Genomic DNA, 15,696 nt, shown 5'->3' on the forward strand with positions numbered 1-15,696 from the left:
CGCCATGCCTATGGTTCAATCAAAATCGCAGAAGTACCGTGTTTGGGCAACGCATGCCGGATTGTGTGTGTTTCTGTCCCTCATCCTGTTCCCTATGCTAATGATCATTGCTATCTCATTGCGTGAGGGTAATTTCGCCAGCGGTGAGTTGATTCCAAGCAACCCAACGCTGGATCACTGGCGCCTGGCACTGGGGCTGAATGTCACTAACGACGATGGTAGCGTGACACCACCGCCTTTCCCTGTGCTGTTGTGGCTGTGGAACACGGTGAAAATTGCGGGAATCACGTCGCTGATCATCGTGTGTATGTCCACCACCAGTGCGTATGCGTTTGCCCGCCTTCGCTTTAAAGGCAAGAGCAACATCCTGAAAGCCATGATGATTTTTCAGATGTTCCCGGCGGTATTGGGTCTGGTCGCGATTTATGCTCTGTTTGACCGTCTCGGCCAGTACATTCCATTCCTTGGCCTTAATACCCACGGCGGTCTGATCTTCTCCTACCTGGGAGGGATTGCCCTGCATGTCTGGACGATCAAAGGCTATTTCGAAACCATTGATGGATCGCTGGAAGAAGCGGCAGCGCTGGATGGTGCAACACCTTGGCAGGCATTCCGTCTGGTATTGCTGCCGTTGTCTGTGCCAATCCTTGCGGTGGTGTTCATCCTGTCGTTCATCGGTGTGGTGACAGAAGTGCCGGTCGCGTCGCTGCTGCTGACTGACGTAAACAGCTACACACTGGCCGTCGGCATGCAGCAATACCTGTACCCGCAAAACTACCTGTGGGGTGACTTTGCCGCAGCGGCTGTGTTGTCGGCAATGCCTATCACTATCGTCTTCCTGCTGGCTCAGAAATTCCTGGTTGGCGGCCTGACTTCAGGTGGCGTTAAAGGTTAAATATATCCCCAAACTACCTGAAGATGCAGGATTCAGGCTGTTTGGGTATAACATGCCTGGCGAAATGTCAGGCATTTTTATTGAGTAAAATGCGATGAATAATAACACCCTACAATCGTATTCTTTGCTGTCTGATTTATTAATTGAATCAAAGAGAAACGATCAAATTGCATTGAAAATTATTTCAGATAAAGAAATAAATTTGCCTGAATATTTTCCTGTTATCAGGTTTGAAAAGAAATTTAATGAAAACTGTCGTGTTATTGGAGATGGTTTTCAAATGCTATGCCAAACAACGGGTTCAATAAATAATAATGAGTCTGTTGGACGCTGTCCGGATAATAATGAGAGTTACCGGATATATGGCAAAGACGATAAACAGCGTTATTACAACTATTTGGTGATTGAAGAAAGCGAAGGCTACACCCTGTTCGGCTTTACCTCTTGCCACCGTTTTGCCGGTTTCTTTGAGTTTACAGACGGGCAGGTGACCGCGGTTCTGGACGGCGAATACATCACCTTGGAACCGGGCGAGCACCATCTCGAATCCGTCGACGTTTTCGAAGGCAAAACGCTGGCAGAAGTGTATGAGCAATTTGCCGCGGCCATTGCTGTCAATCACCCGCCAAGAGCCCATGTTGCAGACGCATCGCCCATCGGCTGGTGTTCCTGGTACGCCTATTACGCGGGGGTTTCTGCCGAAGACATCGGCACTAACCTCGACCAGATGCGTGGCGATCTCAACGATATCGAATGGGTGTTGCTGGATGATGGCTACCAGGCCTTTATGGGCGATTGGCTGACACCCTCCGAGCGCTTCACGGGCGGCGTAAAAGCCGTGATTGACGACATCAAAGCGCGTGGCAAAAAGCCTGCGATCTGGATGGCACCGTTTATCGCCGAGCCAGGATCTGCCGTGTTCCGTGAACACCCGGAATGGTTCGTGCGCGCTGAAAATGGCCAAACCCTGAAAGCGGAAGATGTGACCTATGGCGGTTGGCGCTGCCTGCCGTGGCTGATGCTGGATACCAGCCAGCAAGCAGTCTGCGACCATCTGACCCAAACCGTTAAAACCATGCGTGAAGAGTGGGGCGTAGCGCTGTTCAAGCTGGATGCCAACTATTGGGGCGCATTGAAAGGCAAACGCGCCAACCCACAAGTGACAGGTATTGAAGCCTATCGACGGGGAATGGAAGCCATCGCAAAAGGGGCAGGCGATGCCTGGCTGCTGGGATGCAATGCGCCGATGTGGCCGTCCCTTGGCATGGTGGATGCCATGCGCGTATCAGACGATGTCGAGCGTGTGCCGCACCGTTTCAGCCAAATTGCCCGAGAGAGTTTCTTCCGCAGCTGGCAGCACCAGCAACTTTGGCATATCGACCCGGATTGCGTCACCCTGACCGATATTCCGGGGCAGGAAACGGACGACGCCGCTTACCAATACCACCGCGATGTGGTCGCTGCTGTCGGCGGTTTGCTGCTTTCCGGCGACCCGCTGGCAGAGATGGACAGCAGCGCCAGAGCGTCGTTCTCCCGACTTATCCAGCGCAGCCAGCTTACTTCTGCGCCCGTGCAGTTTACGGATTTGTCGCTGAACTACGGCAAGCTGGCGCTTGAGAGTGGCGAAACGCTGCATGCTGCGATGACCTATCTCAAGGATGACTGGGAGCCGGTGACTGTCACATTGGAAAGCGATAAAGCCATCGATTGGTTTGATTATTGGAGCGGCGAGAAATTAAACCACGAACCGCAGAAATTCTGGGTAATTAATTTGTCTTCGGAGAATCGAAGTCAGTTAATTATCAGCAAATAAATCCCATAACCAAAAGCCATCGCTTAAATAGGGTGGCTTTTCTTTTTTGGGTTTATTTGAGTTGTGTATTTCATTTTCAATATTTGGCATGTCATCACATTCTGCGCAAAGCGAAGAAATAGAACGTATGCAAGAATCCAGACATTAATAATAAACGCATTATTAAATTCTACCCTCTGTGTATTGTTTTAAGGATGTGCAATGCCTACATTTAAAATTTCAAAACTGGCAGCAGCAATGACAATTATTTCAACCGTCTCCCTCTCGGGTTGTGGCGCTTTTTCTGAAAACGAAAAATCACCCAACACCGGCTCACCGGCACCGGGTCACCTGCGTGTGTATTTAAACATGCTGGAAAATGACTACCAGGATATGACACTTCACGTCTGGAACAATGAGCAGTGTTCAGCCTACAAAGGCACGGATACAGACTGGAACCGTGGCCTTCAGTTTGATGGTGTGGACGACGCATTCGGCGCGTACTGGGATCTGCCAATCCTTGATTCAACCCAGGGCTGCATCAACTTCATTCCGCACCGTGGCGATGAAAAACCGCTGTCACAGGATGCAAAAGCTTATATCGAAGAAGCCGCGAAAATTGGCTTCCGCGCCTTTACCTTCAAAGGCGATGGCAATGTTTACTACGAACCGCTGGAACTGCCGCCACTGAACCTGACAGGCGCAACCGCGCACTGGGTAGACGCACAAACCCTGCTCACACCTGCGGATGTTACCCATGTTGAGTTGTATCAGTCGCTCACGGGCGGTGTGAATATCTCCGGTGATGAGATTTCAGGCTTTGATAAAAAGCTCGACGCGACAGCCAATGCAGAGAGCCGCTGGCAGTCCCGATTCCCACATCTGGGTGGCATGGCAAGCTGGCACCTGCCGCTGACCAATGACGAGGCAAAATCCCTGCTCAGGGGGCAGTTGGTGGCCGTGGCGAAAAATGCCGAAGGCAAGATTGTGTCAGCCACTCAGGTACAAATCGCCGGTGTGCTGGATACCCTTTACGTCGAACACGGCACAGCGAATGATGACAACCTGATTTACGGCGCAACTGTCGCCAATGGCAAAACTGCCTTCAGGTTGTGGGCACCGACAGCGCAGTCCGTCAGCCTTGTCAGTTACGACAGCGACAAGACCAAAACGGGCACCGTTCCGATGCAGTTTGATGCCCAATCCGGCAGCTGGTTTGTGGAAACAGACAAACTGGGTCACGGCGATTTCTACCGCTACGACATGACGGTGTATCACCCGGCCGTCAACGAAGTGCGTCACTATGAAGTGACCGACCCATACTCACTCAGCCTGTCGATGAACTCGACATTCAGCCAGGTGGTTGACCTTGACCATCCCGATCTGAAACCGGCGGGCTGGGATGCGCTGCAAAGCCCGCACAGTCAGCAAAACCCGGCCAAGATGGTGATTTACGAATCACATATCCGCGACCTTTCCGCGCTGGATGCCTCGGTTTCTGCAACGCATCGCGGCAAATTCAAGGCACTGACTGAAACCGCTTCTGCGCCGGTTAAACACCTGACATCACTGGCGCAAAGCGGCGTGACCCACCTGCACTTGTTGCCTGTGTTCGACATCGTTTCTGTCAACGAAGACCCGGCGAAGGTGATTGATATTCATCAGCCGTTCAGCCGCCTGTGTGATATCAATCCGGCAGCGAAAAACAGCGAATTTGCATCCTACTGCGACAGCGACAAAACCGTTGCGCAAGTGTTTGAAATCCTCAAAGCCAGCGATGGCCCGGATTCGCCACTGGTGCAGAAACTCAACCGACTGGTGGCAGGTCATGACAGCTTCAACTGGGGTTACGATCCGTACCACTACACCGCGCCGGAAGGTTCGTACTCCACCGCGCCTGATGGCATGACCCGTATCCGCGAGTTCCGCGAAATGGTTATGAGCATCAAGCAGAACATCGGCATGAACGTCATCATGGACGTGGTTTACAACCATACCAATGCGGTTGGCCCGGATGCGGATCACTCAGTGCTGGATAAGGTAGTGCCATGGTATTACCAACGCCTGAACACCCAGTCCGGCGGCGTGGAAACTTCGACTTGTTGTTCTAACACCGCACCGGAAAACGCCATGATGGGACGTCTGATCCGTGACTCGCTGGTGGTGTGGTCGAAAGACTACAAAGTGGATGCGTTCCGTTTCGACTTGATGGGTCACCACCCGAAAGCACAGATCCTGGAAGCGCGTGAAGCGGTGCGCCAGGTCAACCCGGATACCTACTTCTACGGCGAAGGCTGGAACTTCGGCGAAGTGGCCAACAACACCCGTTTTGAGCAGGCGATTCAGGGCAACATGGCCGGAACCGGCGTGGGGACTTTCTCCGATCGTCTGCGTGATGCCGTACGCGGCGGTGGCCCGTTCGACGGCGGTGATGCGCTGCGCGCCAATCAGGGCTTTGGTAATGGTGCGTATGTCATGCCAAATGACATGAATGGCGTCAGCCGCGAAACCGCGCTACACAGCACCGATCTGGTTCGCCTTGGCATGGCGGGCAACCTGAAAAGCTATGAGCTGACCACCTACACCGGTGAGCGCAAACGCGGCGAGCACATCGACTACAACGGCCAGCCTGCGGGTTATGCCGACCAGCCGACAGAAGTGCAGAACTATGTTTCCAAGCACGATAACCAAACGCTGTGGGACAACAACCAGTACAAGATCCCTTACGAAGCGCCACTCGATACCCGCGTGCGCATGCAGGCGGTGTCACTGGCTACCGCCATGTTGGGGCAGGGCGTGCCGTTCACCCATCAGGGCGTTGAACTGCTGCGCTCCAAATCCATGCAGCGTGACTCGTACGACTCCGGTGACTGGTACAACCGTGTCGATTACAGCCTGCAGGACAACAACTGGAACAAAGGCCTGCCGCGTGAGGACAAAGACGGCCCGAATTACGACATGATCAACACAGTGATTGAAGGCCATGGCGACAATGCCAAGCCGGGTCAGGCAGAAATGCAGACCATGGTCAGCTATTACAAAGAGCTGGGAAGCCTTCGCGCCCATTACCCGCTGATCACGTTAGGCAATGCAGACGACGTGCTGCGCCGTGTTGGCTTCCTTAATACCGGGGCTTCGCAAATTGCTGGCCTGGTGGTGATGACGATTGATAACGGCATCAACGCAGGTGACGACCTCGACAGCAATGTGGACGGTCTGGTGGTGGTGATTAATGCCTCGCCGCAGCAGCAAATCGTGGAGATGGGCCAATCCGGTCTGGCACTCAGCGCCAAGCACACCAGCGACCTGAAAGGGGATGCGCGTGTGGATGGCACCGCGATTGTGGTTCCGGCATGGACGCCAGCCGTGTTCGAACTGACCCGTAATGGCAGCCGCGGCGCGGGTATTCCACCTGTGGCGAACTGATGGTGAAACGCCGAGTTAACTGAATCTCAGCACAGCCTCGACATGGGGCTGTGCTTTTCTCTTTTTGATATTGAGGTGAATGGACGATGAATACACCTTTTCTTTATCACGGACAGGATTGCCATTGGGTGATCCCGTCGCAGGATTCCCTGACCGTTCGTGTCGTGACCGAAGCCGGTTTTGAACCGACTGCCTTTTACGTGCGCTGTGAGCCGGACAATGAGCAAAAGCTGATTGCGATGAACGAGGTGAAAACCGACAACGCCGCCGCCTCCCGCCTGAAAACCTGGCAGGCAGAACTGCCACTGAACCGCGACAAACCCACTACTGTGTATTGCTTCAAAGCGGTACAGGGAAACCAGCAGTGGTGGCTGCACGGTGAAGGGGTCTCTATCCGTGTGCCGGGGCTGGAAAAGCAGTTCCGCTACAACGCTGCGCACCAGCCGCCAGATTGGGTAAAACACCAGATTTTCTACCAGATATTTCCGGATCGTTTCGCTAACGGCAACCCGTCAATCAGCGTGAAAGACGGCGAATATTGCTTGCAGGGCAAGGAAAAACCAACGCTGGCAAAACCGTGGGGCGAACCGGTTTCTGAACATGGCACCAACGGCGCGTGCGAATTCTATGGCGGGGATCTGAAAGGGATCCGCGACAAGCTGGATTACCTGCAGGCATTGGGTGTCACCACCCTGTACCTGAACCCGATTTTCACCGCGCCCAGCAACCACAAATACGACACCTCAGATTATTTCAATATCGACCCGCACCTCGGCACCAATGAAGAATTCGCCGAACTGGTGGCAGACCTTCACCAGCGCGGCATGAAAATCGTGCTGGATGCGGTGTTCAACCACACCTCACTCAACCACCCGTGGTTTGATGGTTTTGAGCGTCGCGAAGATGGCCTCGGTGCGTGGAAAAATCCGTCGTCGCCATACCGCGAGTATTACCAGTTTGACGGCGATTCCGACGACTACGTGGGTTGGAACGGCGTCAAAAGCCTGCCCAAACTCAACTACCTCAATCAGGCAGTACGGGACTATTTCTACCAAGGCGAAGATGCAGTGATCAAACATTGGCTGCGCCCGCCTTATGGCATTGATGGCTGGCGCTTTGATGTCATCCACATGCTGGGAGAAGGGGAAGGGGCGACCAACAACGCGCACTATGTGAAAGCGTTCCGCGAGTCGGCCAAGTCCGTCAATCAGGACTGTTATGTGCTGGGCGAACACTTCTTCGAAGCCACCCAATGGCTGCAAGGCGATCAGGAAGATGGCGCAATGAACTACTACGGCTTCGCCCATCCTGTTCGCGCCTTCTTTACCGGATTGGATATCTCGTTCGACCCTTGTTACCTGGATGCAGAAACCTTCGCCGCGTGGCTGATGGAAGCCATGGCCAAAGTGCCGTGGCAAAACCAGCTATCACAACTCAACCAGCTCGACAGCCACGACACCATGCGTTTCCTGACCATGGCGAACGGCGATGAAGCTACCCTGAAAAGTGCGCTGATGTTCCTGTTCTGCTGGGTTGGTGTGCCATGCATTTACTACGGCACGGAAGTGGCAATGGAAGGCGGGCACGACCCGGACAACCGCCGCACCTTCCCCTGGGAGCAACTGGACAACCGCGAGGATATGGTCGCTTTCATCAATACCCTGACCACACTGCGCCGCGAATCCAACGCCCTGCAAAGCGGCAGCCTGCAATGGCTTTACGCCAAAGGTGACGTGCTCGCTTTCGCACGAACCCTGGGTGATGACGTCGTGATTTGCGCAGTCAACCGTAGCGAAGATCAAGCCACCATTTCGCTGCCACTCTGGCAAACCGGCACAACGCAAACCTGTTTCAGCACGCTGTTTGGCAGCAAGAGCGTGAAAGCCAGTGAACGTGAGTTGATGATGACGGTGGAAGGGAAGTCAGCGCAGATTTTGTGGTAGAGATTGCTGCTGGTTTTGGCTTTTGGTTCTTCCCCCTTTTTAAGGGGGAAGTTAGATGGGGGTGCTCTTGGGCATCAACCAATTTATGATGAAGTTTCGACTGGAACAGTAGAAGGTGGAAAACCAACTGTAAGTCTAAGATATTAATTACGCGGCACTATCTCTAGGCTCAAGTAAAGGTTCAATCTTTTCTCTCAACCAATTTCTAACATCTGCGGTGTAATCATCCCAAGCGTTCGTAGTCGCGACCAAATCTACTATCTTTGACAGACCTACTCGTCGTTCCAGACCAAGTCTATCGATAATGTCATTTATATATTTATGACTTTCATCAGCAACAACAATGTCGAGGGCAGCCTGAATGATTTCTTGGAATTCTTCATTTTCAGAATGACCAATATTGCAGATTAGTTGATGCAAGTACGTTTCAGGTTTAGACCCATCAGGGAGATGATATTGTTTGATTACATCAATTGCTCTTGCCCTATACGTATCAGATAAATGATCTGTCCCTGTAATAACTCTATTCAATTGTGCGGATTTTTGTTCTCTAGTTGAGTAAACATCACCATCTAAAACAAATAGTGTGTTGGATATGTCTTGGTTGCTGAATAATAGGCCTGCAGCAGCAGTAAAGCTGTTTGATGCTGCGCCAAATCGCTGAATTGAAACCAAGCGCTTTCCGCGCAACTGAGAAGCAAGCTTAGTGACAATTGCAGAAGAAAGATCATCCTCGACGAATATCTCTAGTGGCTTTGGTTGTTCACCAGTTAGTCTGTTTATTGCATCTGGAGTTGTCTCATTGAAACACAATGTTTTGTTGGGTGTGCTAAATAAGTGACGTATGTTAACTATATCCGACAAGGATATTACAGTCTCTCTGTGAGTTGTAAATACAACTTGCAAAGACTTTTCAGTAGCTCTTGCATGGATAACCTTGATCAATGCCATCATTGCTTTGTCGTGCAACAATAAATCTAGTTCATCAATTAGAATTAAAGAGTTACTTGGTGCATTATAAAGAGTGGTAAGGATATGAAATACTTTTTGCTCGCCCGCACTCATACTCAAAGCAGAATATCTCAAACCTTCAACTTCAACACCCATGAAATTTTTTCCAGAAGCAGAGTGTATATTGTACTTCAGGTATCTACGATTCAAAATCAGTGAGGCTTTCTGTAGGATGATTGTAAATATATCTTCTGCTACTTCATTTGTAGAGTAGTTGATTTTTGCTTGTTTCTTCTCCATTTCTATCATCGGTACGCATTTATCTATACCAATATAGAAAAGATCTCGCTTCGGTTGTCGAGCGTAAATTGGCTTCCATCGAGATGATTTTTCGTATGGTGTTTTGACGCTTCTATGTAGTGTTGGGCCATCACGATATGTATGGGTAATTTCCATGTAAGAGTCATTCCAAAGTGCATCGGTACTTGGAAGGAAGAAATTACTAAATTTTAGGTTTTCCCCTTTATCTGCTGGTTGATAGGCACAAGCTAGCGCATGGAGGACGGTCGATTTACCATTACCATTTGGGCCTAGAATTGCAGTTACGGGCGAACCATCGAAATCTAACTCTAACTCAATTAGATTTTTAAGTTTACGGACTTTAAGAAATTCCAGTTTTTGTTGACAGATAGCAGCCATGCATTTCACTCACACATAGATTAACACCGCAAGGTCATGTACTTTATACCAAAATTCCCATTGATGCATCTGAGTGCATACTGAGTGTTAGGCTGCTCAGTACTGCATCAAGTGAGAACTCCCAAAGAGCCAACCCCATCCTAACCTTCCCCTTGAAAAGGGGAAGGGACTAAAAGAGCCAAATGCTCAGTATCCCGACAGCTTTTGCAGCTTCCCAATAAAAAAAAGCCCCAAGTATCATCACTCGGGGCTTCGTCTTTTCTACTTCACAAATTGTCCAACTGACTTTACTTAACCAAAATCGCGAACGATTCATAAGGCGTGAGCGTCAGTATTTGTTCCAGTGCTGAACGGGCAACGCCATTGTGAACCAGGCATTCCCCTCCAATTTGCCATTCGGCCGGAACATCAACAGTGATGGTGTCGGCGGAGAAGTTGTTGATGGCGACAATCTTCACACCGTCCAGTTCGCGCACATAACCAAACAGGCTTGGGTGTTCGGCGAACAGTGGGGTGAATGAGCCGTAAACAATCACAGGGTGCTGTTGGCGCATTTCGACCAGGTGTTTGTAGTGCCAGAACACAGAGTCTGTGTCTGTCAGAGCAGCATCGACGTTAATTTCAGTGTGGTTCGGGTTGGCCTGAATCCAAGGGGTGCCTTCGGTAAAACCGCCGTGGGTCGAAGCGCTCCACTGCATTGGCGTACGGGCGTTGTCGCGGCTGTTTTCGTGGATCGCGGCCATCATGGCTTCTGGTGAAACGCCGTTTTCAGTGCGTTCGCGGTAGAAGTTCAGGGTTTCAATGTCGCGGTATTCTTCGATGGTGTCGAATGCCACGTTGGTCATGCCAATTTCTTCACCCTGATAGATATACGGCGTGCCTTTCAGCAGATGCATGGCGGTTGCCAGCATCTTGGCGGATTTGACGCGGTGCTCGCCGTCGCAGCCGTATTTGGAGACCACACGCGGCAGATCGTGGTTGTTCCAGAACAGGGAGTTCCAGCCGTTGTCGGCCAGCTCTGTCTGCCATTTGGTCAGCACGGCTTTAAAGGTTGGAAGTTCCAGCGGTACTGGCGTCCATTTGTCACCGTTGCCCCAAGTCAGGGTGATGTGCTCAAACTGGAACACCATGGAAAGCTCTTCACGGGCTGGGTCGCTGTAAAGCTTGGCGATTTCCGGTGTTGCGCCCCAGGTTTCACCCACGGTCAACAAATCTTTGTCGCCAAAGGTGGCGCGGTTCATTTGCTGTAGCAGTGGGTGCAGGCGTGGGCCGTTGCCTGTGATGCCTTTGTCGATCTCTTTGCCGATAAGGTCAATCACATCCATGCGGAAGCCGCCGATACCGCGGTCAATCCACCAGTTCATCATCTGGTGAACCTCTTCCTGCACCTTCGGGTTTTCCCAGTTCAAATCCGGCTGTTTCTTTGAAAACAGGTGGAAGTAGTATTCGCCGGAAGCTTCATCATACTGCCATGCGGAACCGCCGAACAAAGAGCCCTGATCGTCCGGCGCAGAGCCGTCTTCGTTTGGCTTGCGCCAGATGTAGTAGTCGCGGAACGGGTTGTCTTTGCCTTTTTTGGCTTCTTCAAACCAGCGGTGTTCGTCCGAGGTGTGGTTAACCACCAAATCCATGATGATGCGGATGCCGCGGTCGCGGGCTTTGGCGAGCAGTTCATCCATGTCTGCCAGGGTGCCGAACTCCGGCGCGATGTCCTGATAGTCGGAGATGTCATAGCCGTTGTCGTCCATCGGTGACTTATACACCGGAGACAGCCAAATCACGTTCACGCCCAGGGTTTTCAGGTAATCGAGCTTGCTGATGATGCCTTGGATATCACCGATACCGTCGCCATTGCTGTCGCAAAAACTGCGCGGGTAGATTTGATAAACCACAGCGTTGTGCCACCAAGGATTATTTGCTGGATAAATGGCATTGGCCTGTGAAGTTGTGTGCATGGGTTCACCTGTAATAAGTCTGAATGCTTGGCGCAATACTAGGAACAAATCGGGGTGACCGGAAATACAAGAACAGGCGAGTGATATAGAAAATATTTATATCATTGGGTATAAAGGCCACTCCCGTCACGAATTCGCAGGGTCTGCTGAATTTAGCGTCTTTCCAGACTGTGAATTGCGTCAAATGCCATTGTTGGAGCACACCGTGGATAAAAGTTATCGCCAGTTTCTGGCTGTCGCCGAGTCAGGCAGTATCAGCGCTGCCGCCGCTGAATTGAACCTCAGCCAGCCTACATTGACGGCCACTATCCGAAAGCTGGAAAGCCAATTCGGTGTGCCGCTGTTTGTCCGTAAATCCAAAGGGGTAGAGCTGACGGAGTTCGGTGAACTGCTGCGTGAACAGGCGCAGGAAATGGCGCGCCGTCACCAACGCATGGTGGATAAAATGGCGGATCTGAAAGCGCGGCGAACCCAGAAAATCAAAATGGGGACGGGCGATGCATGGTGGGAGCTATTTATCAAAGATGTGGTGGCGGAATATACCCACAGTAACCCGGCGATTTCGGTCGATCTGGAATTCGGTAACCACCTCAAACTGATGGATTTGCTGCAGCAAGGTCATATCGACCTCTTCATGGGGCATGAGATTGTCGGGCTTTCCAGCCGCTGTGCCGTCTCTTTTCTACCGGTGTTCCAGGATGAAGAAGCCCTGTATGTGCGGGAAAACCACCCCTTGCTGATGAGTGCTAATCCGTTAGTGGAAGCGGGTTTGTATCCGCTGCTGCGCGTGACGCCGGATACGGAATCTTACCGTCACCTGTTGGACGATATGGGCCCCAAGCAAAGGGAAGCACAAAGCAAAGGGTTGGGGGAGCGGATTGTCTATAACGTCGGGTCGCTTTCCGCCAGTATGGACATTCTGCGCACCTTGCCTGCGGTGATGCCGTATCCCGCGAAAATGGCAGACTTTTTTGCCGAGCGTGGCATTGTCGCCTTGCCACGCGCAGATGCGAACACCGGCTCCTGCCAGCGCGGAACGGTCGGGATTTATTATCATCACCACGAACAGGGTGATCACCTTCACGCCTTACTCAAGCTCATCAGTGAGCGGGCAACGGCTCTGAATTAATTTTAACAAAAAATTAAGCCCGGCTTTTTGCATCATCGCCGTGCCTGTGGCACTGGATTTGCCCTTTGCTATCAGTTTTTCTTATAGCCCTGTCACGAATTTTCCGGCAATTACGCCCCCATTGTGTGATTGCCGATACACACTCATCAACTCCTCCTTTTGCCTACGCCTCCCAACTACGCCTGACTACGCCCTGAGGGTGGAGGATGTTGCATATCCGCGTTCGCATAAACATGTGCCCCGAGACCAATTGGTTATTTAAAAAAACAAATAACATTGAAAAGGGACATATAAATGAAACGCTTACCAGTTGCTGCAGCGGTACTGGCTGCAATTACCTCTTATTCTGCGTTTGCTACCGACAGTGGCGTAAAAGCGACTGACATTCTGACTGACGGTTGGGAAGTTCACGGCTACGGCTCAATGAACTACCGCATGAACGACGGCCAGTCTTTCGACAACGAATTCGGCAAGCCGGATTACAAAACGGCAGGCACCATGGGCAAGAGCAGCTCACAGGTCGAGTTTGTGATCAAAAAGCACACTGAATACGGCAATGGCGTTTTCAGCGACTTTATCGTGCGCTCTGAGTACGGCAACGGCGACTCTTACTACTACACCTCTTCGGGCAACCAAAAAGCCAACAACACCGCTCAGTTTGAAATCAAAGAAGCTTACGTGGTGCTGGGTAACCTGCCTTACCTGCCAACTGACAGCGAAATCTGGGCGGGTCGCCGCTTCCTGAACCGCGCTGCGGGTGGCCTGTCTGGTGAATTCTGGAAACAGTCTTCCGGTCAAGGCGCGGGTTTTGAAACCAAGTTCGATGACGGCCAGCGCGGTGGTATCGCGGTGGTGTCTGCAGACCCAGAAGCAGGTCTGGTGAATGACTTTATCTGTGCAGACGGCACGGAAATCGGCGGCACTCCATGTGGTGACATCGTTGCGGACAACCCACCGGCAGACGGCGACCGTACAACGGTTAGCTCACTGGATATGTACTACTACGGCGTTCAGGCGCTGGGCGGCAGCTTCGATTTCGACATGAAAGTGATGTACCGCGCGAACCAGGATCCAAAAGTGGATTCTGATCCGGCAGAAAACGGCGTTGGCTTTGCTATCACCTACAACCGCGACTTCTACGGTTTCGACGGCTGGTCACAAACGGCGATTGCTTACGGTAAAGGCCTGGCAGCAAACCGTGGTGTGAACTTCGGTGGCTGGAGCACGCTGATCGAGTCAGATGAATCCCTGTTCCTGACCACTTACGGTGTGGCTAACATCAACAGCAAGTGGCAACTGGGTACAGAAGCGACCTGGTTCCAGGCGCTGGACACCCTGTTCGGTGCTGAAGACCTGAAGCGCGGTATCGTGGCAATGCGTCCTAGCTACAAAGTGAACGACAACTTCCGCATGGAGTTCACCGGTTCTTACGGTTACGAAACCGGTAAAGAAGGCTACTGGGGCCGCACCGGTGATGCGGTTGAAACCCACACCCTGAATGCTGAAATCGCAACTGTCTTCACTGTGAACGCTGACTACTTCGGCCGTCCACAAATCAAACCTTACATCAGCTACATCCAGACTGATGACGAGGCGAGCGCGAAACACGTTGGTATTAAAGATGGCGACAACGACACCATCTTCGGTATCCACGCTGAAATCTGGTTCTAAATATACATAGGGTCTGTTGACCGTTGGTGGTTGAATTTTGTTCTAGCGAAAAGCGTCTTAGGCGCGGCGAGATGTGTGCCGCCTAGTAATCTAAGCAAGTACACCTCAACAAAGCATAAGACGCTTTTAGCAGAACCCTTCGGGCAGCATTTGTGGAGACTTTCTCCTGCGTTATCGGTTTCTCATGTAGGCGACTACACATCGAACCCTCTGCCTTGAATAAAGCCCCCACAAATTGCTGCAAAAGCCATCACCAATGGTCAACAGACCCTAAGCGGCCTTCGGGCTGCCTGTTTGAGTTTGTAGCCCTGCGTTTTTTCAAAGAGTGCAGGGCTATCGTCTCAGACATCATTCCAATCCGCAGACGAAGGAGAACATTATGAAAACACGGCATGCACTTCTCGCCGCTTTACTGGCAGCCACAGTATCAGGCTGTGCCACCGCAGACCTTCCAGCAGCGAAAAACATCGCCATTGAACAGAGCGTTTGCTGCACGGATTACAGCCAGTTTGGCTGGATCCCACTGACTGGCGACCAATTGGATATCGCCATTGATGCCCATTCCCCGGTTGCCGATATCGAGGGTGGTAAAAGCTACTTTGCCGCGTTTGCGATGCCGGAAAACATCAACCGTCTGCAAATTACCCTAAACAGCTGGATGAGCTCAGAAGGGGTATTCGCGCCGAAAATTCTGTTGCTGGACCCGGCGTTCAAGCCGGTGAAAACCGTTTCTCTGGATGCTTTCAGCCAGAAAAACTCAGACATGTTCCATCTGGCGAGTTACGAAACCCAGTTTGTGATGGACAGGGAGCAAACGCCGTATCTGGTGGTGTACTCACCGGAAGAGTACCGCCGTGGCGAAATTACCATTCCCCATCCTGAGCGTATCCGCGCAGAAGAGTTAGGCATGGCGCGCCCAATGGTGACTGACCCAGTTATCCAGCACAGCAACTTCGGTTCGCTCGAATTGGCGCTCAAACCCCTGAGCCTTCGCGCTTACCGCGTTGATGAAGTGAAAGCCAAACCTTTGGCCGAAAAAGCGCCGCAGGAAGTGGCTGCAAAGACCACGACAGAAAGCATGATGGCGGAAAGCGAAGTCTTCTATAACCAGAAAATCACCCAGGCAGTTGAGTCCGGCGATATCGCACTGGCACTGAAATGGCTGGAAGAAGCCAAACGCGCAGGCTCGAAAAGCGCGGAAGCGACCTTTATCAATCTGGTCAGCCAGTAGGCGA

At 51.7% G+C, this 15,696-nt stretch carries 9 protein-coding genes; 7 read left to right on the forward strand and 2 right to left on the reverse strand.

Annotation, left to right across the window (positions count from 1 at the left end; genetic code table 11):
- Positions 1–4: 4 nt before the first annotated feature.
- The 4 genes from malG (at position 5) to malZ (ending at position 8,056) form a co-directional block, all read left to right on the forward strand.
- Positions 5–895 carry a maltose ABC transporter permease MalG gene (gene malG, locus KU854_RS14880; protein WP_218359249.1) on the forward strand — a complete coding sequence of 297 codons (891 nt, stop codon included), beginning with the start codon at positions 5–7 and terminating at the stop codon, positions 893–895.
- 94 nt (positions 896–989) lie between these two features.
- The gene (locus tag KU854_RS14885) at positions 990–2,708 is read left to right on the forward strand and encodes a glycoside hydrolase family 36 protein (RefSeq protein WP_218359250.1); all 1,719 of its coding nucleotides are present in this window, start codon (positions 990–992) and stop codon (positions 2,706–2,708) included.
- Between the two features lie 201 nt (positions 2,709–2,909).
- Positions 2,910–6,113 carry a pullulanase-type alpha-1,6-glucosidase gene (gene pulA / locus KU854_RS14890; RefSeq protein WP_218359251.1) on the forward strand — a complete coding sequence of 1,068 codons (3,204 nt, stop codon included), beginning with the start codon at positions 2,910–2,912 and terminating at the stop codon, positions 6,111–6,113.
- 86 nt (positions 6,114–6,199) lie between these two features.
- Positions 6,200–8,056, forward strand: coding sequence for a maltodextrin glucosidase (gene malZ / locus KU854_RS14895; RefSeq protein WP_218359252.1), 1,857 nt, complete (start codon positions 6,200–6,202; stop codon positions 8,054–8,056).
- A 147-nt stretch (positions 8,057–8,203) separates the two neighbouring features.
- Here malZ and KU854_RS14900 read toward each other — a convergent pair whose 3' ends face one another.
- Positions 8,204–9,706, reverse strand: coding sequence for an AAA family ATPase (locus KU854_RS14900; RefSeq protein ID WP_218359253.1), 1,503 nt, complete (start codon positions 9,704–9,706; stop codon positions 8,204–8,206).
- A 287-nt stretch (positions 9,707–9,993) separates the two neighbouring features.
- Positions 9,994–11,661, reverse strand: a complete 1,668-nt coding sequence (locus tag KU854_RS14905; protein ID WP_218359254.1) for a glycoside hydrolase family 13 protein — start codon at positions 11,659–11,661, stop codon at positions 9,994–9,996.
- Between the two features lie 205 nt (positions 11,662–11,866).
- On the opposite strand from KU854_RS14905, the gene KU854_RS14910 reads away from it, so the two are divergent.
- From KU854_RS14910 to KU854_RS14920, 3 genes are all read left to right on the forward strand, one after another.
- Complete coding sequence (locus KU854_RS14910) at positions 11,867–12,790, forward strand: LysR family transcriptional regulator (protein WP_218359255.1); 924 nt, start codon at positions 11,867–11,869, stop codon at positions 12,788–12,790.
- Positions 12,791–13,084: 294 nt separating this feature from the next.
- Positions 13,085–14,461, forward strand: a complete 1,377-nt coding sequence (locus tag KU854_RS14915) for a carbohydrate porin (RefSeq protein ID WP_054778939.1) — start codon at positions 13,085–13,087, stop codon at positions 14,459–14,461.
- Between the two features lie 379 nt (positions 14,462–14,840).
- Entirely contained in the window at positions 14,841–15,692 is an 852-nt protein-coding gene (locus KU854_RS14920) for a MalM family protein (RefSeq protein WP_218359256.1), read from the forward strand.
- Positions 15,693–15,696 lie beyond the last annotated feature (4 nt).

This window comes from Enterovibrio paralichthyis, from assembly GCF_019209835.1.
Classification (GTDB): Bacteria; Pseudomonadota; Gammaproteobacteria; order Enterobacterales; family Vibrionaceae; genus Enterovibrio; species Enterovibrio paralichthyis.